The 26965-nt window shown below is 43.4% G+C and carries 23 protein-coding genes and 2 pseudogenes; 17 read left to right on the top strand and 8 right to left on the bottom strand.

Features of this window, described 5'->3' with window-relative positions:
* The first annotated feature begins 67 nt into the window (after positions 1-67).
* On the top strand, positions 68-280 hold the full coding sequence (locus V7K67_RS21740) for a hypothetical protein (RefSeq protein ID WP_335168360.1): 213 nt from the start codon (positions 68-70) through the stop codon (positions 278-280).
* Between the two features lie 4 nt (positions 281-284).
* A complete protein-coding gene (locus tag V7K67_RS21745) occupies positions 285-1886 on the top strand; it encodes a hypothetical protein (RefSeq protein ID WP_335168362.1) in 1602 nt (533 codons plus the stop codon).
* 152 nt (positions 1887-2038) lie between these two features.
* Here the strand turns inward: V7K67_RS21745 and V7K67_RS21750 are convergent, their stop codons facing one another.
* On the bottom strand, positions 2039-3451 hold the full coding sequence (locus V7K67_RS21750) for a tyrosine-type recombinase/integrase (RefSeq protein ID WP_335168364.1): 1413 nt from the start codon (positions 3449-3451) through the stop codon (positions 2039-2041).
* Between the two features lie 71 nt (positions 3452-3522).
* Between V7K67_RS21750 and cas4 the strand changes: the two are divergent.
* Both cas4 and cas1d read left to right on the top strand, forming a co-directional pair.
* Positions 3523-4068, top strand: a pseudogene (gene cas4 / locus V7K67_RS21755) (CRISPR-associated protein Cas4); the annotation flags it as partial.
* A gap of 169 nt (positions 4069-4237) precedes the next feature.
* Positions 4238-5242: a type I-D CRISPR-associated endonuclease Cas1d gene (cas1d, locus tag V7K67_RS21760; protein WP_334732849.1), complete on the top strand. Its 1005-nt coding sequence runs from the start codon at positions 4238-4240 to the stop codon at positions 5240-5242.
* On the opposite strand, the gene V7K67_RS21765 is transcribed toward cas1d, so the two are convergent.
* Complete coding sequence (locus V7K67_RS21765; protein WP_335168366.1) at positions 5243-5386, bottom strand: hypothetical protein; 144 nt, start codon at positions 5384-5386, stop codon at positions 5243-5245. It abuts the gene before it with no gap.
* A gap of 12 nt (positions 5387-5398) precedes the next feature.
* Between V7K67_RS21765 and cas2 the strand changes: the two genes are divergently transcribed.
* The 5 genes and pseudogenes from cas2 (at position 5399) to V7K67_RS21790 (ending at position 8689) form a co-directional block, all read left to right on the top strand.
* Positions 5399-5686, top strand: coding sequence for a CRISPR-associated endonuclease Cas2 (gene cas2 / locus V7K67_RS21770; protein WP_334732851.1), 288 nt, complete (start codon positions 5399-5401; stop codon positions 5684-5686).
* A gap of 411 nt (positions 5687-6097) precedes the next feature.
* Positions 6098-6535: an RrF2 family transcriptional regulator gene (locus V7K67_RS21775; protein ID WP_179067482.1), complete on the top strand. Its 438-nt coding sequence runs from the start codon at positions 6098-6100 to the stop codon at positions 6533-6535.
* Between the two features lie 80 nt (positions 6536-6615).
* Positions 6616-7030 (top strand): annotated as a pseudogene (locus tag V7K67_RS21780) (pentapeptide repeat-containing protein).
* 328 nt (positions 7031-7358) lie between these two features.
* The gene (locus V7K67_RS21785; protein ID WP_334711655.1) at positions 7359-7832 is read left to right on the top strand and encodes a DUF2243 domain-containing protein; all 474 of its coding nucleotides are present in this window, start codon (positions 7359-7361) and stop codon (positions 7830-7832) included.
* A 251-nt stretch (positions 7833-8083) separates the two neighbouring features.
* Positions 8084-8689: a DUF4129 domain-containing protein gene (locus V7K67_RS21790; protein ID WP_334732852.1), complete on the top strand. Its 606-nt coding sequence runs from the start codon at positions 8084-8086 to the stop codon at positions 8687-8689.
* Between the two features lie 47 nt (positions 8690-8736).
* On the opposite strand, the gene V7K67_RS21795 is transcribed toward V7K67_RS21790, so the two are convergent.
* Entirely contained in the window at positions 8737-10017 is a 1281-nt protein-coding gene (locus V7K67_RS21795) for an aspartate aminotransferase family protein (protein WP_334732853.1), read from the bottom strand.
* Between the two features lie 521 nt (positions 10018-10538).
* On the opposite strand from V7K67_RS21795, the gene V7K67_RS21800 reads away from it, so the two are divergent.
* Positions 10539-10721, top strand: a complete 183-nt coding sequence (locus V7K67_RS21800) for a hypothetical protein (RefSeq protein WP_334695333.1) — start codon at positions 10539-10541, stop codon at positions 10719-10721.
* 67 nt (positions 10722-10788) lie between these two features.
* Here the strand turns inward: V7K67_RS21800 and rsmH are convergent, their stop codons facing one another.
* Positions 10789-11733, bottom strand: coding sequence for a 16S rRNA (cytosine(1402)-N(4))-methyltransferase RsmH (gene rsmH / locus V7K67_RS21805; protein ID WP_334732854.1), 945 nt, complete (start codon positions 11731-11733; stop codon positions 10789-10791).
* 489 nt (positions 11734-12222) lie between these two features.
* On the opposite strand from rsmH, the gene V7K67_RS21810 reads away from it, so the two are divergent.
* Complete coding sequence (locus tag V7K67_RS21810) at positions 12223-13407, top strand: NAD(P)H-quinone oxidoreductase subunit H (RefSeq protein ID WP_179067814.1); 1185 nt, start codon at positions 12223-12225, stop codon at positions 13405-13407.
* A gap of 160 nt (positions 13408-13567) precedes the next feature.
* Here V7K67_RS21810 and V7K67_RS21815 read toward each other — a convergent pair whose 3' ends face one another.
* Positions 13568-14677, bottom strand: a complete 1110-nt coding sequence (locus V7K67_RS21815; protein ID WP_334732855.1) for an S-(hydroxymethyl)glutathione dehydrogenase/class III alcohol dehydrogenase — start codon at positions 14675-14677, stop codon at positions 13568-13570.
* Positions 14678-15199: 522 nt separating this feature from the next.
* Here V7K67_RS21815 and V7K67_RS21820 point away from each other — a divergent pair.
* A complete protein-coding gene (locus V7K67_RS21820; RefSeq protein ID WP_334732856.1) occupies positions 15200-16483 on the top strand; it encodes a valine--pyruvate transaminase in 1284 nt (427 codons plus the stop codon).
* A 72-nt stretch (positions 16484-16555) separates the two neighbouring features.
* A complete protein-coding gene (rimM, locus tag V7K67_RS21825; protein WP_334732857.1) occupies positions 16556-17122 on the top strand; it encodes a ribosome maturation factor RimM in 567 nt (188 codons plus the stop codon).
* Positions 17123-17184: 62 nt separating this feature from the next.
* Here the strand turns inward: rimM and V7K67_RS21830 are convergent, their stop codons facing one another.
* Entirely contained in the window at positions 17185-18099 is a 915-nt protein-coding gene (locus tag V7K67_RS21830) for a hypothetical protein (RefSeq protein WP_334732858.1), read from the bottom strand.
* Positions 18100-18323: 224 nt separating this feature from the next.
* Between V7K67_RS21830 and V7K67_RS21835 the strand changes: the two genes are divergently transcribed.
* Positions 18324-20705 (top strand): phosphoketolase family protein, encoded by a 2382-nt coding sequence (locus V7K67_RS21835; RefSeq protein ID WP_334732859.1) that lies wholly within the window; start codon positions 18324-18326, stop codon positions 20703-20705.
* Positions 20706-21145: 440 nt separating this feature from the next.
* Here V7K67_RS21835 and V7K67_RS34500 read toward each other — a convergent pair whose 3' ends face one another.
* Together V7K67_RS34500 and V7K67_RS21845 are read right to left on the bottom strand one after the other, a co-directional pair.
* Positions 21146-21622 carry a hypothetical protein gene (locus tag V7K67_RS34500; protein WP_442943890.1) on the bottom strand — a complete coding sequence of 159 codons (477 nt, stop codon included), beginning with the start codon at positions 21620-21622 and terminating at the stop codon, positions 21146-21148.
* Entirely contained in the window at positions 21591-21785 is a 195-nt protein-coding gene (locus V7K67_RS21845) for a hypothetical protein (RefSeq protein WP_334732860.1), read from the bottom strand. Before V7K67_RS21845 ends, V7K67_RS34500 begins: the two co-directional genes overlap by 32 nt.
* Positions 21786-22152: 367 nt before the next feature.
* On the opposite strand from V7K67_RS21845, the gene V7K67_RS21850 reads away from it, so the two are divergent.
* From V7K67_RS21850 to argZ, 3 genes are all read left to right on the top strand, one after another.
* Positions 22153-23868, top strand: coding sequence for a DUF1565 domain-containing protein (locus V7K67_RS21850; protein WP_334732861.1), 1716 nt, complete (start codon positions 22153-22155; stop codon positions 23866-23868).
* Between the two features lie 297 nt (positions 23869-24165).
* Complete coding sequence (locus V7K67_RS21855; RefSeq protein WP_334732862.1) at positions 24166-24333, top strand: hypothetical protein; 168 nt, start codon at positions 24166-24168, stop codon at positions 24331-24333.
* A gap of 503 nt (positions 24334-24836) precedes the next feature.
* Positions 24837-26948 (top strand): bifunctional arginine dihydrolase/ornithine cyclodeaminase, encoded by a 2112-nt coding sequence (gene argZ, locus V7K67_RS21860; RefSeq protein WP_334711652.1) that lies wholly within the window; start codon positions 24837-24839, stop codon positions 26946-26948.
* The last annotated feature ends 17 nt before the right edge of the window (positions 26949-26965 follow it).

Below are 26965 nucleotides of genomic sequence, written 5' to 3' on the forward strand. Positions count from 1 at the left end.
GCTTACTTGAATGTAGGCACAAGTGTTCCTCCGATTAACTTAGTAGACCTTACAGGTAAAAAACGAAATGTTGTATACAAACCAGCAAATAAGAAGTGAAGAGTACGAAGAAATTACTGTCACTATAGGGCAGAAAGTGAAATTCTGGGACTCGCTAGGGAAGGAAAATTACGGTACAATTATCGCCGTTGACAAGGAAGATAACAGTGTTGATGTGGTGATAGGTACACTATTTTTGTACACAGAAACTGTTGACGCTAACGATTTAATAGAAGGATAAAAATATGCCACTTTATAGAAGTAGTGATTCACAATTAGCAACATTGGAGAGTGAAATATCGACACTTGAAAGTGAAGTGACAAGCTTGCAAAATAACACTGCAACAAGTACAGCAGTAGCCACAAATACGACCAATATCGCGGCTAATACAGCTAGCATTGTTACACTAAATTCTGAAGTATCAACACTACAATCTGCCCAAACATCCCAAGGTAGCAATATCACTTCTATTAATGGAAGTATCACGACACTTAATAGTGAAGTGGCTACTAATACGGCAAACATATCTAGTAATACAAGCAGCATTACAACGTTGAACTCCAATGTTGCTACTAACGCATCAAACATTACAGCTAACGCGAGTAGCATAAATACTCTGAACTCAGAAGTATCTTCACTGCAAAGCACACAAACATCCCAAGCATCCAGCATTACTACAATAAATGGTGAAATATCGTCACTGCAAAATGGTGTAGCGGCGAACTCCATACCATCAACAGTGCAAACTTCACCTGTGAGTGGTGACTATATTTTTGCAATTAGCAGTAGTGGTACTCCTTACAAAATTACTGAAGCAAACTTATTTTCAGGCTTATCAAGTGGAAGCAGCAGTCCAGTATGGATATACAAAAATAGTAACTATACCGCAAGTTCGGGTGACAACATTATTGCTGATTGTTCGTCTGGTAGCTTTACTATTACTTTGCCAGCGGCTCCTAGTAATGGCAAGGCAGTAACGATTGGCTTGGGGAAAAACAACAGCAGCAATAGCAATATTGTAGGCATCGCTGCGTCTAGTGGATTCCCGTACAGTAGTTTTTACATCAATACCCCAAATACTGAAGTAACGTTAGTTTACTTCACTTCTACTGGCTGGAGTATAATCGGTAGCTATAGCAGCATACCCACAGTGCCAACATTCCCACTTACCCCAAAATATCGCTTTAGCGCAGCACAGCAATCGGGATATGTAAATGGCGTTAGCGTAGGGTCGATTAGCGATAGTAGCGGGAATAACATTACTGCAACGGCATCGGGTACAGCCCAGCCAACCTATAAAACCAATATCATCAATGGTTATCCAGCATTGCTATTCAATGGCTCCACGAATTACCTAGACTTGGGTAATGCAAACTTGATAGCCGACCCAGGCGATTTTGTAATATTTCAAGTAGTAAATTATGGCACTACTGCCTCTTGCAGCTATGGTGGTGGGAATGCCACTTCTGGTAACTGGGGATTACAAATGAGTTGCACAAATGATTACAGTGTCGCAGGTGGTTCACTCGTGCAAACAAATCTCACAATGTCGCTCAATACCTGGTACATCAAAGCTTTCGCACGGCTGAGTAATGTGTGGAAATCTTGGGTGAACGGTGGAACTAATATTAGCGGTGGCAGTAATAGTGGGGCAATCAGAGGAGTAAGCGGAGGGTACGAAAATCGCGATATTATTGGTGCAAAGTGGGATGGAAGCGCCCAAAATTTCACCAATGGGTACATTGCAGAAACGACAATAGTACTTTCCCCAACTCTTGCCAACATCAATAGCATCGGTGCTTACTATTCTTCGATGTATGGAATTACTTGGAATACTGCTTCCTAGAAAGTGTTAGCACACTAATACCCCAGGAAAGCAGTATTGCAATCTTGGGGTATTTTTATGAGGTATACCCTATATTTTAAAGTGACACTTTTTATGTCATTTATTTTGACAGAAATTATGTCAGTTTTTTTGTCACTTTATTTTATGGGGTATCATTCTTTGTCCTTGAGAAGTTTATCAATCAACTCTTGTTGTTTACGAAGTTGTTCATTGAGTAGATTAAATTCTGATTGCTGATTATTAGCTGGTAGTTCAGGATTAATTTGAGTTGCATACTTTGCAATATCTCTATAATGTTTCCTAGACATTTCCTCGCTATGCTCGCACCATGTATTTACTATCGCTGAATCTCTACCCAGATCGAATATCTGATGGGTAATAAAGGTATGCCGTGTGTTATAGCAAGGTAGATATTTTTTCACCTTACCTTGTTTGATTAACTCAGGGATAATACCTTTATTGCGAGAGGCTTCGTATCCATGCCATACACGCTGAAGTGAATCAGCATTTATCGCTTTGCCCGCCTTATTTTTGAATAGATTCTCATTTGGTTCACCTTGTGGTATCGATTTTAAGAGATTCCATAGTTCACCATCTCTAGGCATGGGGAACATACGCGTTGTGTCGTTTTTAGTAGACTTATAGATTTTGAGACGATTGTTGTAATTTCTTCTTAACAGTATCCTTTCTCTTCCCCAGTCAACATCTGCCCACCAAATAGCAATCGCCTCACCTGTCCTACATCCAGTAAGGAATTTAAATTTAATGAGATTGTAGTAATGCTTGATCTTGCTACTATCATTTTGGATATATTTCAATATTTCTTGTGCTTCATCCCACGTGTAAGCCTTACTTTTGTCTAATACATCGTCATCACTTTCTATTTCTTTGTTTTGGTCGATAATACGCTCACCTTTTTTTTTGGTATTAATATCCTCTGCCATCCCGTCAAAAAGATTTTGATTAGCTATTTTTTGCTTAATAGCTAATCGATAAGCCTCTGATAAGCAAGACAAAATTCGCTTAACTGTTGAATGACTGTAGTTTTCTAGTAACCAATTACGTATCTCCAGAGGACGCTCACCAACTTCATCTAATGATTTTTTGATGGCACGTAAATACTCTCCCTTGAATTTTAATTGATATACGGTTTCTGCAAGACTCTCCCTTCTAAACGAACAATACATATCCCATACTTCCATTAGAGATAACTCAGGCTTGGGAGGAAGCTGACTATCTAATCCTACGACGTCTTCTCCTTTCACGACCCTTAAATTCGGTCTAAAGCCATACTCAAACAGTATTTCATGATATCTATCTTTATTGAAGGTTCCATCCGCCTTACCCAGCTTACCTTCATCAAGTTCTAATTGTAATCGTCGCTGTAATTGACTTGCTTTAGCTTCCCATCCCTCTACTAGGGAGATACCAGTCGCTAACTTGACTTGCTTCTCATCAGCAAAATGAGTCCTAGGGAAACAAGCCTTGATTGACCCTGAATCTTCCCTTATGGTTACTTGCCCTTTTCTAGCTTTCCCAGTCGGTGTTTTACTACTGTTTACCATAATGCTCAATAAATGCTCAGAATGTGGAAATCAGCTTTTTGTTAACTGATATGCAAACATTGTAGCAGCCCTATTGTCCGCATCGCTGTTGGCGGATGTTTTGTGCAGGGGAATTTACGGATAATCAATATACAATTGAAGGCACTACATTACACGATCGCGTCCACACGACAAGCGATATACAGCGAGGAGAAACTTGGCAGATTCGAGCAATTTGGCTCAAGTCGGAGCAATATAAACTCATCGGTAAATCTGATTTGATTGAAGCCGAATCCGGTCAAATTTACCCAGTGGAATACAAACGGGGACGCAAAGGCGAATGGGATAACGATGAGTTACAAGTTTGTGCCCAAGCCTTATGTTTAGAAGAAATGACAGGACAACCTGTTAACACTGGATATATCTATTATGCCCACTCCCATCAACGGCAATTAGTAGAGATTAATCAAGAGTTACGGCAAAGTGCGATCGCGACTATTGAATCTGTCACAAATCTCCTAGAAACAGGAGCAATGCCAAAACCAGTTTACAGCAAACGCTGCCAAGGATGCAGTCTTTATTCGCAATGTTTACCCAAAGCAACCGATAGAGTCAAAAGTTATCAAGAAGTAAATTAAATCACAATACAGTTCAGATAAGACCAAAACACTTGTAGAGACGGCGATTTATCGCGTCTCAAAAACCCAAAATTTTTACCATTAGCCCTTAACTGAACTGTATTGAATTAAATCATACCCTGGCCAATAGAATTCGCCCACCACCAATTATTACTAGGAATCATCAAAAATGGGAACAGTTTACGTAACACAAACTGATGCTTTTATTGGCAAACTTGACGAACGTCTCACTGTCAAAGCTGAACAAAAAACAATCTTGGATATCCCTTTAATTAAAATAGAAGGAATTGTAGTACTAGGACGGGCTACCGTTTCACCATCAGTTGTAAGTGAACTTTTAAATCGTCATATTTGTATAACATTTCTCACAGAAAACGGACGATATTTAGGGCGTTTAGAACCAGAAGTTACTAAAAATATCTTTGTTCGTAAAGCCCAATGGCAAGCTGTAGGAGAATCACAACCAGCGATACATTTAGTCAAAGGATTTGTGCGGGGTAAATTAAAAAATTACCGTCATAGCTTACTTCGCACTCAGCGAGAACATCCTGATATTGACCTGAATAATAACATCACTCGATTGGAAAACGCGATCGCACCAATTGAAAACACTAACAATATTGATTCCCTCAGAGGCTTAGAAGGTGTCGGTAGTGCAGCCTATTTCGGTTGCTTTCAACAGCTAATTAAAACCTCAGAATTTCAATTTGAAGCCAGACGCCGCCGCCCACCAACCGATCCAGTTAATGCCCTACTGAGTTTTGGGTATTCATTACTACGCCATGATGTGCAAAGTGCTTTAAATATTGTCGGCTTCGATCCCTATCTCGGATACTTACACGTCGAGCGTTATGGTAGACCTTCCCTAGCCTTAGACTTGATGGAAGAATTTCGTCCTTTAATAGTGGATGCTGTAGTATTGTCGCTGATTAACAAGCGATCGCTCACCTTACCTGACTTTACCACCGAACCGCTCAGTGGTGCCGTAAATTTAACCAAAGAAGGATTACGTACATTTCTTAGCGCCTACCAACAAAAGAAACTATCAACTTTCAAACATCCAGTCATGGGAAACAAATGCACCTACCAAGAAGCCTTTGAAATTCAGGCGAGGTTATTGAGTAAGTACCTCATGAACGAAATCGATAAATATCCCCCTTTAATTCTCAAATAATTAGTCATTCTCCCTCATCTCCCTCATCTCCCTCATCTCCCTCATCTCCCTCACCTCCCCCATCTCCCTCACCTCCCCCATCTCCCCCATCTCCCTCACCTCCCTCATCTCCCTCACCTCCCCCATCTCCCCCATCTCCCCCATCTCCCCACTCCCATGTACATTGTTGTCAGCTACGACATTCCAGAAGATAAGCGTCGGACTAAAATTCATTCAATTCTCAAGTCTTACGGACAATGGATGCAGCTGAGTGTGTTTGAATGCGATATTACTTCCACTCAGTATGCTAAATTGCGATCGCGTTTAGCTAAATTAATAAAACCCGACACTGACAGCATTCGCTTTTATTTTCTCTGTGGCTGTTGTCAGCGAAAAGTCGAACGTATTGGCGGAGAACAGCCACGAGACGAAACAATTTTCTTTGCTGAACCCCCTTCTACTTAGGTTCCTGTATCTCAAATGCGCCAAAGAGTAAGTGTAAAAATTCCACAGCCCCAAAAAAGTGCTTTTATCGAACAGAATTCAGGAGTCAGAATACCCTTTCAGGGAAGCAAGTTACAGAATGAATTCTGTATGACTGGTTAGCGCATCGTCTCGTAGAGAAGCGACTTCCGCCTTGCGGTACTAGATACACTAAGCTTTTAACTCACTTTTCAGATATGAAGACTGTATAATAATCAATCACTTTTATTTATTGAATTTAAAAAAAAAAGTATTTGCTTCTATCCTAAAAGGTCTTTAAAGTAGAGTTAGCCGGTCGACAATAGGTTGATTGTAAAGTTTTCTTAGCATTAGCTTAAGGAAACAGACTTCAAGACTTTGTATTTTTAGGTATGAGTTTAAAATATTACGCCTGTGGTAATCTCTAATAAATCAGAATACGCGCTTCTAGCCCTGTTAGAGTTGGCAACCTGCTACCCTAAGGGTGAAGCCCTGCAAATTCGAGAAATAGCGGCATTGCAAGACATACCGAACCGCTATCTAGAACAACTTCTAGCAACATTAAGACGTGGAGGTTTAATTAAAAGTATACGGGGAGCCAAAGGTGGTTATGTTTTGGCACGAGATCCTTCAAAGATTACAGTGTTTGATGCTTTTAGCTGCATGGAGGGGTCAGATATTGTTGTCTCTCCTTGTGAGCCGACTCCCAACACGGTAGAAGGTGAGCTAATTCAGGAAGTCTGGCAGGAAGCACGTCAGGCTGCTAACTCCGTTTTGGAAAAATATACACTCCAAGACCTTTGCGATCGAAGAGCAATCCGAGAACAGAAGGAACTAATGTATTACATTTAGGAAGGATGACCAAATAATTACTAATTCGTAATTAAAAAGGGTATCTGAAAGTAATAACTAGCAACCTGTAACGCTGTTATATGCCTGAAGTCAATTCTCAGCAGCCCATCAATAGTACCGCTACTCTTGTGGAGAGTTATGCAGCCGGAAAACGGAACTTTAGTAAAGCAGAACTAGGTAATGCTGACTTGCAAAGCATTAACTTGAAAGGATCTGACCTTAGTTATGCTGACTTGAGTGAAGCTAACCTGAGTGGGGCTAATTTAAGGGGAACTGATTTGAGTTTTGCCGATCTGGGTCAAGCGAATCTGAAGGATGCCGATCTTAGGGGAGCATTATTGATGTCAGCGAATCTCCGCCAAGCCTCTCTCAAAGGAGCGAACCTGGAAAAAGTAGACTACGATTACCTACGGTAGGCTACGCCAACGCAACACCCATTTTCCCCAAGATTTCGATCCAGTGAAGGCGGGTATGCAGATTAAATTTGAAGACTGATTAATTTACAGCATTTTTCAAGTAAATGGTGTAGTTCAATTACTTGAAAAACGCCGTCAATTGAATGATTTTACTTGCCTCAAGATAGAAGATATTTCTCCTCAAAGAGTTGTATTTTTATGAAGAGTGCTGAGTTCCGAGTGCTGAGTTGAAAGACCGCCCACAAGGGGCGGGGTATCAACCAACTCCATAGAAAAAAATTCCGCTTGACTTCGGGCAGGGCAAAAACCCAAGTGCGAAAGTACCGAGTACTCCTCTTCTTACTCAGAACTCAGCACTCAGCACTCAGCACTGAGTATGGTAAAAAAGCCTATCTATGAGGTTGACAATGGAGGCGAAAAGTGAAACCTTCAACCGACGCGCACCGCTGATTACTGCTGGAATTTTTCTTGGTGTGGGTCTTGGAGGGTTTATTGATGGGATTTTACTGCATCAAATCCTCCAGTGGCATCACATGCTCAGTAACATCCGACCTCTGACCAACACGGCAAATATAGATTTGAACATTGTGTGGGATGGGTTATTTCATACCTTGAATTGGGTATTTACCGTGGTCGGACTTGTGTTACTATGGCGTGCTGGAGGGCGTGATGATGTTCCTTGGTCATCACAGACTTTTATTGGATCAATACTGATTGGAACTGGGTTATTCGACTTGGTTGAAGGTTTAATTGACCACCAAATTCTCGGTATCCATCACGTGAAACCAGGCCCAAATCAGTTAGCTTGGGATTTAGGATTTCTTGCATTCGGTGCCCTACTTGTTGTTATCGGCTCGATAATGATAAAAAAGAGTCGTTAGTTATTGGGCATTGGGCATTGGGCAAAACAGTTCCGAGTTCCGAGTGCTGAGTAAAGAAGTGAAATTCCCAACTCAGCACTAGGCACTCAGCACTCCTGAAGGGCATTGGGCATTGAAAAGAGGCAGAGGGGCAGGGTGCGGGGGGCGGAGGGGAAAATTCTTCTCCCTGCTCGCTGCTCCCTTGCTTCTCCCCTGCTCCCCCTGCTTCCTCATCTCCCCCACTCCCCACTCCCCACTCCCCACTCCCCCCTATGACAGAAACTTTTGAAAAAACTAGCTGGAGTTGGCAGTTATCTCAATTCCAACAACAAGCGGGTGAATGGTGGGAATACCAGTTTTACCGCTTTGAGCAAGCTTTGCCAGAATTGCCTACTGGATGGTCGATTAGCCCTTGGCTTGCTGAGTTGCTGAAATTCTTGTTTTGGCTGGTACTGGGCTTATTTATCGCTTGGGTGTGTTGGCGATTATGGCGAGAATTCAGTCCTTATATATATTCTTGGCTCAATAAAACTGGCAATCTCATTGATTTTCGCGTCAAAACTCCCTCTGGTGAATCATCCATAGCCCTTTTGTTGGAGCGATCGCAAGAATTTTACCGTCAAGGTAACTACCGTGAAGCTTGCCGTTGTATTTATTTAGCAATGTTGCAGCAGTTACATCAAAACGCGATCGCACCTCACAAACTCAGCCGTACAGATGGAGAATATCTGCAATTACTGCGATCGGCTGTGACTCCCATACAGCCTTATGAAACTTTAATTACCACTCACGAGCAATTATGTTTTGGTAATGCCGATATTTTGCCAGACAATTATGAGCAGTGTCGGCAAGCTTATCGGGAAATTTCCCCAGAATGAAAAAGAGACGTTGCAATGCAACGTCTCTACACAAAACAAACAGTATTCTATTTGGTGAGAACCGCGATTGCCTTGTCTACAGCTTGCAAGGCAGTGTTTACTTCCGCCTCTGTGACAATTAGCGGTGGCACAAACCGGACTACTTTGGGCCCGGCTGGTACTAGTAATACGCCCTCTTTGATGGCAGCGTTGACAACATCGCCTGCGGTTAGGGCAATGTCGGCTCGCAACTCCAAACCGTTGATTAAACCCCAACCCCGAACTTCGCTAATGTGCTGAGGATATTTGGCTGCGATCGCTCTCAATCCATCTCGCAACTGTTCACCCCTATCTTCCACATTCTGCAAAATATTTTCCCGTTCCAATGTCTGGCAAACAGCGAGTGCTACACCACACACAAAAGGATTTCCGCCAAAGGTGCTAGCGTGTTCCCCTGGTTGAAAAACGTCGCAGAATTTCTTGCTCATCATTGCACCGATAGGGATACCGCCACCTAAGCCTTTGGCACTGGTGAAAATATCCGGTTCAACGCCGAGATGTTCGTAACCCCATAATTTGCCACTGCGCCCCATACCAACTTGCACTTCATCAAAAATCAATAAAATGCCAGTTTCGTCGCAAATCTGCCGGAGTTTTTTGAAGTAGGCAACATCTCCTGGACGTACACCGCCTTCTCCCTGCAATGGCTCGATTAGAATTGCTGCCACCCGATAATCGCCTTCATCCAACTCACTAATCGCCACTTCCACAGCGTTAATATCGTTGTAATTTACGTAGTGGAACCCAGGAACCAAGGGGTCAAAGTACTTTTGATACTTTGGTTGTCCCGTAGCGGTAATGGTCGCCAAAGTCCGCCCGTGGAAACTGGCATTGGCGGTTAGAATAATTGGTTTTTCAATGTCTAATACTGTGTGAGCATATTTTCGTGCTAGTTTAATTGCGGCTTCGTTAGCTTCAGCCCCAGAATTGCAGAAAAATACGCGATCGGCACAGGAATGATTGACAAGCCATTTTGCCAATTCACCTTGCTCAGGAATATAGTACAAATTAGAGACATGGTGCAACTTCTGGATTTGACGTGTCACCGCTTCTACCATCGCTGGATGGGCATGTCCTAAAGTACAAGTGGCAATTCCCGCCACAAAGTCCAGATATTCTCCTCCCTGTGTATCCCAAACCCGGCATCCAGCACCCCGTTCTAGGGCTAAGGGAAACCGGCCGTAGGTGGACATGACAGCTTCATTAAAGCTATCTACCTCAAAGGGACTAGATGCTGACCCTGAATCTGGGGGGATGGTGGCTTGGTCAACGAGAGTCTGTAGGCTCACTACCGCTCCTCCTGAAAGTTTTTCATTATATAGTTATTTACTAGTTTCCTAGAAATCTCTAAAAATTACTTTTTGTTTGGCACAACTGGTACATCTTCTTAAGCTAACGCTTATGTGACCTGAAAGGCTTGGTGGTGGTGAAAAAAATTTTGTACTCAACACTTGAGCAAGAGTATGAGCAACAGGCAATTTCCATAGGCGCAGCCCGTTATAGGCATCGCAAGTCTATACCCGCATTTCTCACAAGCTTGAAATGCAGAGGGGCAGAGGGGCAGAGGGGCAGAGGGGAAAGAACTTGTAAGTCCTGTTTTCTATTCCGGCTCAGATCGTTGAAGCAGGAATCACGCCACTTCTAGTGGTGTGAGGTTCAATTCTAACTCGGAACGCGTGAACATAAAATAGAGTTACCTCTTGTAAAAGTGGTATCGGTAGGTAACAACTTTTCCAGGGATGATACCTACCGACTTAAAACTCTATTTCCTTGTATACATCAAATCAAGCGTTATTTATATATCTCAACAATGCCTAACCCCAAGGGGAACCCTCAAAATTTTGAATCATCTCAACCAAGTAGAGAGTTAACCGATAATCTCAGTTTCCGGGTTACTAAGGATATGAAGGAAGAGGTGAAAGCACAAGAAGACCCGCCAGAATTCTGTAGACGTGCTATCCAAGAAGCACTAGACAAGAAAAAAGGTAAGTAGTAGCCATTGAGCTAATGCAGCAGCAGCCCTGAGCCACGAGATGGAGCAGTTTAAGGCTGCATTGCAGTTACAGCAGCTTTTCGGCTATTCTTAGCTTGGCCGATCGCGATCGCGGATTTTTCGCAATTTCCTCTTCTTGAGCAATAATCGGCTTTTTTGTCAAGACTTTTAATAAAGGTGAATTTCTTAAACCATGCTTCACCGGGCGGTCTTCTAAACTGTGAAAACTGATAATCACAATTCGGCCACCAGGGACAAGGGCATTTGGGGCTTTATCTAAAAAGGTTTCTAGGGATTTTAACTCATCGTTGACGACAATTCGCAGAGCTTGAAAAACACGGGTAGCGGGGTGAATTCTCCCATAACGGTATTTAGGGGGAACAGAAGAAGCGATCGCATCAGCCAATTCTGTAGTTGTGTGCAACGGTCGCCGTTCGACAATACGACGAGCAATACGCCGCGATAATCTCTCTTCACCGTACTTAAAGAAAATATCTGCTAATTCGGCTTCATCCCAATTATTAATCACATCAGCAGCAGTTAGCGATCGCCCCCGATCCATTCGCATATCCAAATTTGCAGCTTGGCGAAAGCTGAAACCCCTTTCTGCTTGGTCTAAATGGTAAGAACTCACCCCCAAATCGGCTAAAATACCATCGAAAGTGTTGGTGGGAAATTCGTAGTCAGCAAAATTGCGATGAATAAATTGTATGCGAGCCTCCTTCGGAGGAGCTTCTCCTGACGGAGACGCTTCGCGAACGCTAACGCCAAATTCAGCTAATTCTTTCCTCGCTGCTGCTAAAGCATCCTCATCTTGATCAACTGCTGTTACCCGCACATCCGCAGCAGCTTCTAAGATTAGGCGACTGTGACCCCCACCGCCTACCGTCACATCTAAATAATGTCCGCCTGGACGCACCGCCAAACCCTCAATTACCTCCCGACCCAAAACAGAAATATGGGAAAAAGCCAGATATTCTAAATCTAGCGGTGTTTGTGAATCTGATTTCATCTTTAATTTTATTTTTGATAAATAAATGGGATGGACTAATTTCTTAGTTGTGCGGCTATAAATTTAATTATCTGATTTGTAAGAATTGGCTTTTTTAACGAACCACAGAGGCACAGAGCAAGCAGAGAAAATCAATTAGGGAGATTCACCATTTAGGGCTGTTTCACTGTAACAGGGCTACTAATTTATACAAGATTGAACAGGATTTAACAACATCAGGATTTTAAATGCAAAAAGAGATTACATGAAAAAAACCTGTGCCTCAATCCCTTGCATATCAAGCTTCCCTATAATAATTGAAGAGGTGCAACGAAATGAAACATCAATTACAACTCCTCGCCTGCTATCCTCTCTCCAACATAACCCTGTAGAGTCCTAATTATATAGATTGCTCCTACAAACCTCATTTTGGCAGACTAGATAAATCGGGTCTGGTTGGCATCTGGGCGATTCAATTCAATCTTTTCACGAACGGAGAACACAAAATCTATGACCAGACTAGAAACCCGCACTGAACCAATGGTGCTAAACATGGGGCCACACCACCCCTCAATGCACGGGGTTCTGCGGCTAATCATGACTCTGGATGGCGAGGATGTCGTTGACTGTGAACCAGTTATCGGCTATTTGCACCGGGGAATGGAAAAAATTGCTGAGAACCGCACTAATGTAATGTACGTCCCTTACGTTAGTCGCTGGGACTACGCTGCGGGAATGTTCAACGAAGCCGTCACTGTCAACGCCCCAGAAAAGCTTGCAGGTGTCGCTGTCCCTAAACGCGCTAGCTACATCCGCGTCATCATGCTGGAGTTGAACCGCATCGCAAACCACTTGCTATGGTTTGGCCCTTTCCTCGCTGACGTGGGCGCTCAAACTCCCTTCTTCTACCAGTTCCGGGAACGGGAGATGATTTATGATTTGTGGGAAGCTGCCACAGGCTATCGGATGGTGAATAACAACTACTTCCGCGTTGGTGGAGTAGCAGCCGATTTACCTTACGGTTGGGTAGATAAGTGTCTAGAATTCTGCGACTACCTATTACCCAAAGTTGATGAGTATGAACGCTTAGTAACCGATAACCCCATCTTCCGGCGACGTGTTGAGGGTATTGGTACTATCACCCGTGAAGAAGCAATTAACTGGGGACTTTCTGGACCAATGTTACGCGCATCTGGCGTGCAATGGGATTTGCGGAAAGTTGACCATTACGAATGCTACGACGATTTCGACTGGGATGTACAGTGGGAAACTGCTGGTGATTGCTTTGCCCGTTACGTGGTGCGGATGCGGGAAATGCGCGAATCTGTGAAGATTATTCGCCAAGCAATTAAAGGACTTCCTGGCGGCCCTTACGAAAATCTGGAAGCCAAGCGTTTAGCCGCAGGTAAAAAATCCGAGTGGGACGCATTTGATTATCAATTCATCGGTAAAAAAGTTTCCCCCACCTTTAAGATTCCCAAAGGTGAAATCTACTCTCGTGTAGAAAGTGGTAAAGGTGAATTGGGAATTTACTTGGTTGGCGATGATAACGTCTTTCCTGCACGTTGGAAGATTCGCGCAGCGGACTTCAACAATCTCCAGATTGTCCCACATTTACTGCGTGGCATGAAGGTTGCAGATATTGTGGTCATTCTCGGTAGTGTTGACGTAATTATGGGATCTGTGGATAGATAGAAAATATCTATCTAAGTACTTTTTAGAGCAGTTGTATTACAGTGCAACTGCTCTATTTTTTTTATAATGTTGGGTAAAACTGGCGATTATAAAGCTTTTTTTAACCCACAGAGGTGGGTTTTGCCTATGTAGACGCGGTTTCTAACCGCCCTTTTAAGAATTAAAAAGTTACCACGCTCCGAATTGATTCACCCTTGTGCATCAATTCAAAAGCATCATTAATTTGCTCAATGGGCATTACATGGGTAATCAAATCATCAATATTTATCTTACCTTCCATATACCAATCAACAATTTTTGGCACATCTGTACGCCCTCTAGCGCCACCGAATGCCGAACCTTTCCAAACGCGCCCAGTTACTAGTTGAAAAGGACGAGTACTGATTTCCTGTCCAGCACCAGCAACACCGATAATCACGCTGACACCCCAACCTTTGTGACAGCATTCTAATGCTTGACGCATCAATTTGACATTACCAATACATTCAAAGCTGTAATCAGCACCGCCTTTTGTTAAATCAACCAGATAGGGAACTAAATCACCCTCTACTTCTTGAGGATTAACAAAGTGCGTCATACCAAACTTTTCCGCCAAGGCGCGTTTGTTGGGATTAATATCTACCCCGACAATCATATTTGCCCCTACCATCCGCGCCCCTTGGATGACATTTAAGCCTATACCACCCAAACCGAAAACCACGACATTTGCCCCAGGTTCCACCTTGGCAGTATTAATGACTGCACCAATACCAGTAGTCACACCGCAGCCAATGTAACAAACCTTATCAAACGGCGCATCTTCGCGAATTTTTGCTAAGGCGATTTCTGGCAGCACCGTATAGTTAGCAAAAGTGGATGTACCCATATAATGATGAATCATCTGCCCATCCACACTAAAGCGACTGGTGCCATCGGGCATTACACCGCGTCCTTGAGTTAGGCGAATGGCTTGACAGAGATTAGTTTTGAAACTCAAACAATATTCGCACTGGCGACATTCGGGAGTGTAGAGAGGAATCACATGATCCCCTGGTTTGAGACTAGTGACACCAGCGCCTACTTCCACAACCACACCAGCACCTTCATGTCCCAAAATAGCCGGAAACAAACCTTCGGGATCATCACCAGATAAGGTAAAAGCATCGGTATGACAAACCCCGCTTGCTTTCACCTCAACTAAGACTTCGCCGGCTTGTGGCCCCGATAGTTGAACGGTTTCAATCGTCAACAGCTTACCTGCGCTGTAAGCTACTGCTGCTTTAACTTCCAATGTCAGCGCTCCTGTATAGTTTTTTCATTGGGCATTGGGCATTGGTTATTCTCTTTGTCCCCAGTCCTCAATCCCCAGTATCCAGTCCCCTCATCAAATAATATTGGTTCTTCAGTACGTATTATGCTGAACTTTTAATTAAAGTCCGTCACTTGCCTTGAAAATCAAGCCTTACAGGGAGTTATAGCTTCAATTTCAAAAATCTTACCTCAAGCGCTAAGAGTGACGGCTGTTATTATTGCCCAGCAAGGGTTTTAAGCTAATTTACAGACGTATTTAGTATAACAAGTACTGAAGAGCCATAATATTAAACACATGATAAATTTTTGTATTACTTCATTGGATTTACTCAGCACGATCGCCGCTATAACGATAAATATTATTACCTTTGTTAAAATATCATTCTCTAGCTAGATTGGTTAAAGGCGGCAACAGCTGTTTTGACAACGATGTAAACTGGATGTCAGCAGCAAACCCCAAATAATTTGTCCACCCCTCAATTAATATATTTTATTACAGCTTATGAACCCTGCCCTAACTCAAATCGGCGCTCAAATGTCCAACCTGACTGGCGTCAGAGCAATCATGAAGGATATTATCGAAACATTACGAGCGGGTGCAGGGCAGCAGTTTATTAATTTGAGTGCTGGTAATCCGTTGATTTTGCCAGAGGTAGAGCAATTATGGCGGGATTGTACTGCACAACTTCTTGCTAGTCCAGAATATGGTGAGGTAGTTTGCCGCTACGGCTCAAGTCAGGGTTATGCACCATTCATTGAAGCGATCGCTAACGACTTCAACAAACGCTACGGGTTAAACTTAAGCGATCGCAATATCCTGATCACCCCCGGTAGTCAAACCCTCTACTTCTACGCTGCCAATACCTTCGGTGGCTACACCCCCAGCGGCGAGTTAAAACAAATCGTTTTGCCCCTCAGCCCTGACTACACAGGTTACGGTGGTATCTGCTTAGTTCCAAAAGCCTTAACTGCCTACAAACCAACTCTCGATATTGATGCAGCTGCCCACCGATTTAAATATCGCCCCGACTTCAGCAAACTTACGATTACAGAAAATACTGGTTGTGTACTTTTCTCTCGCCCCTGTAATCCTACTGGTAACGTCCTCACCGATGATGAGGTGAAAAAGATTGCCGCCCTAACTGCGCCTTACAATCTACCCGTGTTAATTGACTCCGCTTATGCGCCTCCCTTCCCAGCATTAAACTTTACCGAAATGACACCAGTGTTTGGTGAAAATATCCTCCACTGCATGAGTTTATCGAAAGCGGGATTACCAGGGGAAAGAATTGGTATAGCTATTGGGGATGAAAAGTGGATTGAGGTGCTGGAGTGTTTTCAGGCAAATATGAGTCTCCATTCTTCACGTTACGGCCAAGCGATCGCAGCTTATGCAATCAATTCTGGTGCTTTAGTGGAAATTTCCCACACTGTCATCCGTCCCTTTTACCAAAATAAATTTACCGTTTTAGAAACCAGCTTAGAAGAAGCGATGCCCAAGGATTTACCTTGGTTCCTCCATCGCGGTGAAGGAGCAATTTTTGCTTGGTTATGGTTACAGGATTTACCCATAAGTGATTGGGAATTTTATCAGCAAGTTAAGCAAGTAGGTGTGATTATTGTCCCTGGAAGTACCTTCTTCCCCGGTTTAGAGGAAGAGTGGGCGCACAAGCACCAATGCTTCCGCATCAGCCTCACCGGCAGCGATGAGGAAATTGCCACTGCTATGCAACGTTTAGCAAAAGTAGCTGAAGAAGCTTATAAGCGTGCGGCTGTGACTGCCTGATTAGGGGGAGTTAGGAGTTAGGAGTTATAAGAATTCTTTCCCCAATGCCTAATAACAAATAACAAATGACTAATGACTAATGACAAATCAGATAATTGGCTAGAAATTGGTAAAATTGTTTCCCCTCAAGGATTGTCTGGAGAATTACGGGTTTATCCTGTATCAGACTTTCCTGAAAGGTTTGAAGTGCCGGGAAAACGTTGGTTGTTGCGTTCAGGTGACACAGAACCGCAACCAATCGAATTATTAACAGGGCGTTATATCAGTAACAAAAACTTGTATGTAATCAAATTAGCTGGTGTGGAAAATTGCGATCAAGCGGAGGCGTTGCGCGGTTGTACGTTAATGGTGCCAGCTAGCGATCGCCCCCAATTAGGCGAAGATGAATATCATGTCCTCGATTTGATTGGTTTGGAAGTCTTCATGCAGGTATCTGGCGAACTCGTGGGTACGGTGGTAGACATTATCCCTGCTGGCAATGATTTGTTAGAAGTAAAGTTCCATGAATCATTTGCTGGCGATAAAAAGCAAAAGACTGTTTTGATTCCATTTGTGGAAGCGATCGCACCAGTGGTAGATTTGAAATCTAATCGCATTGAAATTACACCACCGCCTGGGTTATTGGAAATTAATAATTAGGTTATTCCTTAATCTGCCTCCATAGCCTCTGATGATCGACCAGGCGACAGATTGATTTGTATTTACTTACGGAAAAATTTGGAACACTTTTTGTTTAGATGGGTTTGTAATCTGTCTTTTCTAATAGCTTGCTTACAATAAGGACACGAAACATGATTATTTGGCTGATTAAATTTAGTAGAGACAATTTGCTTCTCGTTGGTAATTGCATTTACGCGACTATTTTTTACTACACACTTATTTTTGATGTGTTCTTCTAATCGGTCGCTTCTAACATTATGTTTACAATATCGACATGGAACACGGTCATATGGAGATGGAATAAGATTATTTGGTTGATTAGATTTATGAGAAAAAGCTTGCTGCTGATTATTAATTGTATTTGTTTTAACTTTCGATTTTATTATATCTTCTAATTCTTCATCTGAAAAAATCTTGATCCCAGTAGTTTCTTGAATATATAAATGTCCATAAAGATTTCTCAGCTGTTGTATAGGAATTTTCATCTGTTTTGCTAGGGATTCTTCTGTTATTTTGTAGATGAGAAATTCTCCAACTATGACATTTGGAATTTGGCGAGCAGCCCCTACAAGTATTAATCGTTTCTGCTGATTGGCTATCATACCAAAGAAGGCAGATAGTTGATTGATTTCAGGCGAGTTTGAATTTGTTTTTAATGAAGCTTTATTATTTTCCCAATACCTCTTAAAACATTCATGGACTTGCCAAGGATAGCCTAAGCTATCAAAGTAAACCGAATCACCAAACCCGTTGGTATGGTAGAAAACGCTTGCTTTACACCACGGACAGGAAACTGGAAATGTTTTTGCTTCCTCATCTTTTAAAATATTTGAATTACGGCTGCGATTTATCACATTTCCAAGGCTAGGTGAAAGCAAGTTTCCATCGCCGTGAGTCCCATAGGCTCCCCCCCAGCCACAATCACACCCAGGAGCATGATTCCACCCATTACACATATAACCTAATAGCTTATAAAAATATTTACTTATTATAGCAAAGTATCTTTTAATGCTTAAACATAGAGGTAGAAAACAAAATCTTTGTAGAACTCTGTAAAAGACAGAAATTTAGTCGCAAAGGCTGAAAAAATTCATCATGGGTAGATGGCCATAATCTGGAAAACAAGTAAAATTGCTTACGGATGAATCCATCAAAAACCTTTTGGAATGGAGTGTCGATAATGACATTAGCAACGACTCCACAAACAAAGACCTTAACAGATGAAGAATTACGAAAGATAAACGCCTACTGGCGTGCAGCTAACTATCTTTCCGTTGGGCAAATATATCTACTGGACAATCCGCTACTAAGAGAACCCCTAAAGCTGGAACACGTCAAACCCAGACTTTTAGGGCACTGGGGAACAACGCCAGGGCTGAACTTTATCTATGTTCACCTGAATCGGCTCATTAAGAAATATGACCTAAATACAATCTACATTGCTGGCCCCGGTCATGGAGGCCCTGGACTGGTAGCCAACACTTACTTAGAAGGCACTTATACCGAGTATTACCACAACATCTCCCAGGATGCTGAGGGAATGAAGAAACTCTTTAAACAGTTCTCTTTCCCTGGTGGTATTCCCAGTCACGTAGCACCGGAAACTCCTGGTTCGATCCATGAAGGCGGGGAATTAGGTTATGCCCTCGTCCACGCTTATGGTGCTGCCTTTGATAACCCTGACTTAATTGTTGCTGCTGTTGTTGGTGATGGTGAAGCCGAAACAGGTGCTTTAGCGACTAGCTGGCATTCCAACAAGTTTCTTAATCCTGTACGTGATGGTGCTGTACTACCGATTCTGCACCTGAATGGGTATAAAATTGCTAACCCAACGACACTCGCACGGATTAGCCATGATGAGTTGGAGAGTTTATTTGTAGGTTACGGCTACAAACCATACTTTGTTGAAGGTGACGATCCCGCAGATGTCCACCAGCAGATGGCAGCAACTTTAGAAACCGCGATCGCCCAAATTCAAAGTATCCAAAGGGAAGCCCGTGTACATGGTTTCACGGAACGTCCACAGTGGCCGATGATTGTTATGCGAACCCCCAAAGGTTGGACAGGACCCAAGGAAGTGGATGGTAAAAAAACTGAAGGTTCTTGGCGATCGCACCAAGTTCCCTTTGGCGAAATAGCAAGCAAACCAGAACACCTGAGACTCCTAGAAGACTGGATGAAGAGTTACAAACCAGAAGAACTCTTCGACGCTAACGGCACACTGATTCCAGAACTAGCAGAACTTGCTCCCAAAAAGCATCGACGCATGGGTGACAATCCCCACGCTAACGGCGGTATTTTGCTGCATGACTTGAAGATGCCCAACTTTCAAGACTATGCCGTAGATGTTTCTCAACCAGGGAAGGCGATCGCAGAAGCTACCAAAGTGACCGGCAAATTCCTGCGGGATATCATGCAACTTAACCAAGAAAGTAGCAATTTCCGCATCTTCGCCCCGGACGAATTAGCATCGAATCGTCTAGACCCTGTGTTAGAAGTTACAGACCGAGTTTGGGAAGCCGAGATTTACCCCGAAGATGACCACCTTTCCCCCGACGGTCGGGTGATGGAAATTCTCAGCGAAACTTCTTGCCAAGGATGGTTAGAAGGCTACCTCCTCACAGGTCGTCACGGATTCTTCACTTGCTACGAGGCATTCATCCACATCATTGATTCGATGTTCAACCAACACGCCAAATGGTTGAAAACCACCAAACATATTCCCTGGCGTAGACCGATCGCTTCTCTCAATTACCTACTCACCTCTCACGTTTGGCGACAAGACCATAACGGTTTCTCTCACCAAGACCCAGGTTTTATCGACCATGTACTTAACAAAAAAGCCGAGATTGTTCGCGTGTATTTGCCGCCCGATGCCAACACTCTGCTGTCGGTAACTGACCATTGTCTCAAAAGCCGCAACTATGTTAACGTCATCATTGCTGGGAAACAGCCAGCATTGCAATATCTCAACATAGATGCAGCCATCAAGCACTGCACCAAAGGCATCGGCATTTGGGAATGGGCAAGCAACGATGAAGGCAGCGATCCAGATGTAGTCCTAGCTTGTGCTGGGGATGTTCCCACCTTAGAAACCTTGGCAACTGTAGATATCCTGCGTCAGCATTTCGCAGATTTAAAAGTGCGGGTAGTGAACGTAGTCGATTTGATGACACTCCAGCCCAAAAGTGAACATCCCCACGGTTTGAGTGAAAAAGACTTTGACACAATTTTCACCACAGACAAACCTGTGATCTTTGCCTTTCATGGCTATCCCTGGCTGATTCATCGCTTAACCTATCGCCACACTAATCATAAAAACATCCATGTGCGTGGCTACAAGGAAGAGGGAACTACCACCACCCCCTTTGATATGGTTGTTCTCAACGATTTAGATCGCTTCCATTTGGTAATTGATGTAATTGATCGCGTGCCAAAATTAGGATCTAGGGCCGCTTATGTCAAACAGCAGATGCAGGATAAGCTGATTGAACACAAGCATTACATTCAGAAGTACGGCGACGATGTGCCGGAAATTCGTGACTGGAAGTGGCCTTATTAAGAAGAAGACACGCTTTTTGATTTTTATGTAATGCAGAAATTGTCTAGCCCCTTTCTTATAAAGTAAGGGGGTTTTTGTCTATCATTGTGTGGTGCAAGAGATAAATTGTAGGTTGGGTGAAGCAAAGCGCAACCCAACAAAGCTATGAAAAGGTTGGGTTTCGTTCCTCAACCCAACCTACACAACTTAAGGTTTTTGGCTATATTGTGTGGTGCAATAATGCATTTTTATAAAACAATACGGTTCAGTGTAGATAATTGATCTTTCAAGACGCGATAAATCGCCGTCTCTACAAGTGTTTTGGGCTGATCTGAACTGTATTGCGCTATAAAATTAGGCGATCGCACACTCTACGATTCTTGGCGTGTAGCATCGTAGACTCACACTCCGCAAGCTATCACCCACTCGTACAGAATTCAGTATGAATTCTTCTGATAAAATCATACATCTGCAATTAACCTCGCTTTTCTCAAGAAAAATTGCAGTACTGTTTCTTCACGGGAAATAATATCCACTCTACCTTCCATTCCCAACTGAATGGGACACAGATTTTTACCTTTACCTAAAAACAGACTTTCCGGCTCAATAGTCACGTGATAAAAAGTACCTGAGACAGCCGCTTTCGGAGTGGTATTGGCATAAGGAAGCGATCCATTTGTGCTATTTGTTGGTGGAGTCACAGTAGTAATTTTTTTTTCCTGATATTGGCGATGGCGATCGCTTAATGCAGCCTTAGTAGCAGTGATAATCCGGTTAACTTTAGCAGTTTCGGCGGTAATTTGACTGTTAAAAGTGTGAATTTGAGCCTTAATTTGCACTAGCTGTAACTTAGCTTGCTCAATATTAGTTTGCAGTTGGCTTTTTTTCGTTTGTAAGCGGGAGTCGTCAATAATGGCGATCACGATCCCAGCCATCACGACGGCGATTTCTACCGCCAGAAATTATTTCAGCAGATTGCGCGTCAAGTTCTTCAACCAAACCAAAATTTTGTAAGATGCTTTGGTTGTTTAACTGGGCTGTTTCCACTGTGAAGACCATGTGATTTTCTCCTAAAAGTTGGTGTTTAGGAAATACGCTCAATATTTATCACCGATAACCGCCGACAGGTTAGGTGTTGCTGATAGATAATATGTAAATCTCACCTATACGGCGTTTACCCTTATTGAATAATTTATTTCTTGGAGTTCCCTTATATAAGAATCGATAAGCTTATTCCCGCCCAATTTTGAGTGCTGGATTGAGCGTGTAATAGATTCTCGTTCTCTAAAAGAGGTATTGCAGATTATCCTTCTTTAATAGCTTTTGCGAGAATAAAAACTTATATGAATGCTTTTGCATAAGTTTTTTACTTTGCAGTGAGAAGTACTTTAAGTTACTTAACGCATCAAACGCTACCCACTTTCACGGTTAGCGCTAGGATAGCTATGTATTTTATTAAAGTATAAATATGGCTCAAACTTTTTACGTAAATCCAGCATCAGGAAGCGATACTAACGCCGGTAATCAACAAGCCCCCTTCAAAACCATTACCCAAGCCCTCAAGGTAGCTACTGTTGATACCAAGATTCAACTGGCAGATGGTAATTACAATGCTGCTAGCGGTGAAGTGTTTCCGCTAACGGTTCCATCTGGTGTGACAGTGGTGGGGAATGAAACCAACAAAGGTAATGGTATTTTGATTGAAGGAAGTGGTAACTACCTAAGCCGTACTTTTGCTGGTCAGAATGTCACATTTGTGTTGCTGGACAAAGCCGAACTGCGGGGAGTGACTGTAACAAATTTGGCTAGCCGTGGTAGTGGTGTCTGGATTGAATCAACTGCCCCGACTGTTGCTAATAGCACCTTCATCAATAATAAGCGGGAGGGAGTATTTGCTACAGGCGATGCTAATCCAGTTGTTCTAGGTAATGTGTTCAGTGATAATGCAGCTAATGGAATTGCGATCGCTAAAAATTCTAAAGGTCAAATTGAAAATAACACCTGCTCCAAAACAGGTTTTGGCATTGCCATTAGTGATACTGCATCACCTATTCTTCGAGATAACAGAATTTCTGAAAACCGTTCTGGGATTATCATCTCTGGTAGCGCTCGTCCTATATTACGTAATAATGTCAGTGAAAATAACACTGATGATGGTATCACAGTAATTGGAACTGCTCTCCCAGATATCGGTAGTATCAATAATCCAGGGGGTAATACTCTACGCAATAACGGTAAATTTGATTTGCAAAATGCCAGTTCCAACAAGCTGGTTTCTCTAGGAAATAAAATAGATGCGTCTAAAGTCACCGGAAACATAGAGTTTGCAGATAGTTCGGTTCCAACGCCAACCACAACAACTCAAACGCCGACAACGCCAACTCCGACAACTCCAATCCCGACAACGCCAATCCCGACAACGCCAACTCCGACAACTCCAACCCCGACAACGCCAACCCCGACAACTCCAACACCGACAACTCCAACACCGACAAATCAAACGCCTACAACTCCAACAACTCCAACGCCGACAACACCGACAACTCCAACAACTCCAACACCGACAACTCCAACGCCGACAACACCGACAACTCCAACGCCAACTATCGAATTAACCGATATTGCGAATCATTGGGCAGGTGGGTTTATTCGGGAGTTGGTGAAATTGGGGATAATTAATGGTTTTCCCGATCGCACATTTAAGCCCGATGCAACGATGACACGGGCACAATATGCGGCATTATTGGTAAAAGCTTTCAACCCATCACCAAATCGTGCAGCGAGCAAATTCAAAGATGTACCAGCAGACTTCTGGGCATCCAAGGTAATTCAGCAGGCATATCAAGGTTTATTTCTCTCTGGTTTTCCCGATAATACCTTTGGCCCCAACAAAAACATCCAGCGCGTGCAAGTGATTGTCTCCCTGGTGAATGGATTGGGGTTATCTAGCGATGGTACGGCAACTATCCAAGTTTTCGATGACCAAGCCAAGATTCCTGAATATGCCAAGGATGAGGTAGTAAAAGCTATCAACAAGGAAATTATCGTCAATCACCCGAACCTGAAACAACTCAATCCTACCCACGATGCTACGCGCGCAGAGGTAGCGGCGATCGTGTATCAAGCTTTGGTGGATGCTGGGCGTGTAGCAGCGATCAACTCGCCTTATATCGTGACTGCTTGAACTCGGTATTGGGGATTGGCGATTGGGAAGGGGACAAGGGCAAAACTTGTCCCCTTCCCAATCCCTTGTCATATAAAGGATAAGGAAGAGGAAGGGACGCGATCTCTACCAATATCTGCTGCTTTTAACGGTGTTTTCACCTGCCCCGCTTTCCTGGAAATCCAGATGAAAGCAGGCTTTAGGGATTTCCAAATAACAAAATATCCAATTAACTCTTGTGGGGTGGGCGACACGAGATCCCAGTTTATATGGCGGGCAAGATGCCATTGGTGTCCAATACGGTTCGGTTAAGGTTTTTTGATTAAAATTCTAAATTCCAAAGACGCGATAAATCGCCGTCTCTACAAAGGAATGATTATTGTAGAGACGGCGATTTATCGCGTCTCTTGCCTTAACCGAACAGTATTGCATTGGTGTCTACTTTTGCCCTGGCGAATGGAATTGCCTGCGGCACACTTCGTGTAGCTTGCTTCTGTGCAGGAGTACGCGGCTACACTGGCATTGTCCGCCTCCGCAGACTAAGGTCAAATCAAGGTTTTGAAACCCAGGATCGGTAGCTTTTGTTTGTGTAGACGCGGTTTCTAACCGCCCGTTTCGCGTTAAGTTGACACTGATGGCAAGATGCCCACCCCACAATATTGGATAATAGACATCTAAAGAATTGGACTTTGGACAATACCCTGCGGGAAGCCGCTTTGCGTCTACATGAATTGTCCCTACAAAGGGTTTCAGGTAATGATATTTAATTTTCACTCCTATGTCTAATTTATTTCTTGGAGTTCCCTTATTAATTTTGAATTTTGAATTAGTATTATTACCATCTTGCAGTAATAGAATTGATAACGAAGGCTTGGTAAAGTCTTCAACTCTCAAAAAATAGAAGCTCTAGTAGCAGATTTTACCTGTAGAGAAACGAAAATCTGTATTCAAAGTAAGCTTGTAGCATATAAAACGCTTGTAAGATTTTTATGACTTCCCGGATTCGCTTTTTAATGTGCCCTCCTGACCACTACGACGTGGACTATGTGATTAATCCTTGGATGGAAGGGAATATTCACAAATCATCGCGCGATCGCGCCGTGGAACAGTGGCAGGGACTACATCAAATCCTCAAACAACACGCCATTGTAGATTTAGTACCACCTGAAAAAGGTTGGCCTGATTTGGTTTTTACCGCCAACGCTGGCTTAGTTCTAGGTGATAACGTCGTTCTCAGTCGCTTTTTGCACAAAGAACGTCAGGGCGAGGAGCCTTTCTTCAAACAATGGTTTGAGGCAAATGGTTACACAGTCAATGAGCTTCCCAAAGATTTGCCCTTTGAGGGAGCAGGAGACGCACTGCTGGATCGGGAAGGACGCTGGTTATGGGCGGGATACGGTTTCCGCTCGGAATTAGATTCTCACCCTTATCTAGCTAAATGGCTGGATATTGAGGTGCTATCCCTACGATTAATAGACGAACGTTTCTATCACCTGGATACCTGCTTTTGTCCTTTAACAAATGGCTATTTGCTATACTATCCCGGTGCTTTTGATTCTTACTCCAACCGCTTAATTGAAATGCGAGTCGCACCAGAAAAGCGAATCGCCATTGCTGAAGCCGATGCAGTTAACTTTGCTTGTAATACAGTGAATGTGGATAGCATCGTCATCATGAACAAGGCGAGTGATGCTTTGAAAACCCGTCTTGCAGATGTAGGTTTCCAAGTGCTGGAAACACCGCTGACGGAATTTCTCAAAGCTGGTGGTGCGGCTAAATGCTTAACTCTGCGGGTTACAGAACCAGTTAGAGATGAAATTCATGCCAATGTCTCGGTAGAAAGCCGCGTCATTCGCATGGAAGGACATTTGCTAGATGCTGGCTTAATCAACCGCGCTTTGGATTTGATTATAGATGCTGGGGGAAGTTTCCAAGTCCTAAATTTCAACTTGGGAGAACAGCGCCAAAGTACCTCAGCCGCAGAGGTGAAGGTATCAGCACCATCTCATGAGGTGATGGAAGAAATCATCTCAATGTTGATTGATTTGGGTGCTGTAGATTTACCCCATGATGAGCGAGATGCCAAACTGGAGCCGGTAATCCAAGATGGTGTAGCGCCTGATGATTTCTACGTCAGTACCATTTATCCCACCGAAGTTAGAATTAATGGTCAGTGGGTGAAGGTAGAAAATCAGCGGATGGATGGCGCGATCGCCATTACTCAAACTCCTAGTGGTTCCGTTGCTCGGTGTAAAATACTACGCGATTTAGAAGTTGGCGAACAGGTAATTGTAGACGTTTTAGGTATCCGCACCATCCGCAAAACTGAATCGCGGGAACTCCGCAGCACCCAAGAATTCAGCTTCATGTCGGCGGGTGTTTCCAGCGAACGGCGCGTGGAATTGGTGGTTGAGCAAGTGGCTTGGGAATTGCGTAAAATCCGCGATGCTGGTGGTAAAGTAGTTGTCACGGCTGGCCCCGTGGTGATTCACACTGGTGGCGGCGAACACCTGGCGCAACTAGTTCGGGAAGGATATGTACAGGCGTTGCTGGGTGGGAATGCGATCGCAGTTCACGACATCGAGCAAAATATCATGGGCACTTCCTTGGGTGTGGACATGAAGCGGGGTGTCGCCGTCCGTGGTGGACACCGCCATCACCTCAAGGTAATTAATAGTATCCGCCGTTATGGCAGCATTCCGAAAGCTGTGGAGGCGGGAGCAATTAAAAGTGGTGTGATGTATGAATGTGTCCACAATAATATACCTTTTGTGCTTGCTGGTTCCATTCGGGATGACGGGCCTTTACCTGATACCCAAATGGATTTGATTCAAGCACAGGAGGAATATGCCAAACATCTTGAAGGTGCAGAGATGATTTTGATGTTGTCATCGATGCTGCACTCCATTGGCGTGGGGAATATGACCCCGGCAGGTGTGAAAATGGTGTGTGTGGATATTAATCCTGCTGTGGTAACTAAGTTAAGCGATCGCGGTTCTGTAGAATCAGTGGGTGTGGTGACAGATGTGGGTTTGTTCCTCAGTCTGTTGATTCAGCAGTTGGATAAGTTGACAAGTCCGTATGTGAATAAGGTAGGTTAAGAGAGCTAACCGCAGAG

Origin of the sequence: Nostoc sp., assembly GCF_036917155.1 — a bacterium.
Taxonomy (GTDB): domain Bacteria; phylum Cyanobacteriota; class Cyanobacteriia; order Cyanobacteriales; family Nostocaceae; genus Nostoc.

Bases quoted from the DNA above. Each gene is read 5' to 3' on its own strand.
- cas2 (WP_334732851.1), top strand. From the start codon at position 5,399: ATGTACATTGTTGTCAGCTACGACATTCCAGAAGATAAGCGTCGGACT.
- rsmH (WP_334732854.1), bottom strand. From the start codon at position 11,733: ATGAAATCAGATTCACAAACACCGCTAGATTTAGAATATCTGGCTTTT.
- V7K67_RS21745 (WP_335168362.1), top strand. From the start codon at position 285: ATGCCACTTTATAGAAGTAGTGATTCACAATTAGCAACATTGGAGAGT.
- V7K67_RS21765 (WP_335168366.1), bottom strand. From the start codon at position 5,386: ATGGGGGAGATGGGGGAGATGGGGGAGGTGAGGGAGATGAGGGAGGTG.
- V7K67_RS21835 (WP_334732859.1), top strand. From the start codon at position 18,324: ATGACATTAGCAACGACTCCACAAACAAAGACCTTAACAGATGAAGAA.
- V7K67_RS21810 (WP_179067814.1), top strand. From the start codon at position 12,223: ATGACCAGACTAGAAACCCGCACTGAACCAATGGTGCTAAACATGGGG.
- cas1d (WP_334732849.1), top strand. From the start codon at position 4,238: ATGGGAACAGTTTACGTAACACAAACTGATGCTTTTATTGGCAAACTT.
- V7K67_RS21800 (WP_334695333.1), top strand. From the start codon at position 10,539: ATGCCTAACCCCAAGGGGAACCCTCAAAATTTTGAATCATCTCAACCA.
- V7K67_RS21790 (WP_334732852.1), top strand. From the start codon at position 8,084: ATGACAGAAACTTTTGAAAAAACTAGCTGGAGTTGGCAGTTATCTCAA.
- V7K67_RS21785 (WP_334711655.1), top strand. From the start codon at position 7,359: ATGGAGGCGAAAAGTGAAACCTTCAACCGACGCGCACCGCTGATTACT.
- rimM (WP_334732857.1), top strand. From the start codon at position 16,556: ATGACTAATGACAAATCAGATAATTGGCTAGAAATTGGTAAAATTGTT.
- argZ (WP_334711652.1), top strand. From the start codon at position 24,837: ATGACTTCCCGGATTCGCTTTTTAATGTGCCCTCCTGACCACTACGAC.
- V7K67_RS21820 (WP_334732856.1), top strand. From the start codon at position 15,200: ATGAACCCTGCCCTAACTCAAATCGGCGCTCAAATGTCCAACCTGACT.
- V7K67_RS21750 (WP_335168364.1), bottom strand. From the start codon at position 3,451: ATGGTAAACAGTAGTAAAACACCGACTGGGAAAGCTAGAAAAGGGCAA.
- V7K67_RS21850 (WP_334732861.1), top strand. From the start codon at position 22,153: ATGGCTCAAACTTTTTACGTAAATCCAGCATCAGGAAGCGATACTAAC.
- V7K67_RS21740 (WP_335168360.1), top strand. From the start codon at position 68: ATGTTGTATACAAACCAGCAAATAAGAAGTGAAGAGTACGAAGAAATT.
- V7K67_RS21830 (WP_334732858.1), bottom strand. From the start codon at position 18,099: ATGTGTAATGGGTGGAATCATGCTCCTGGGTGTGATTGTGGCTGGGGG.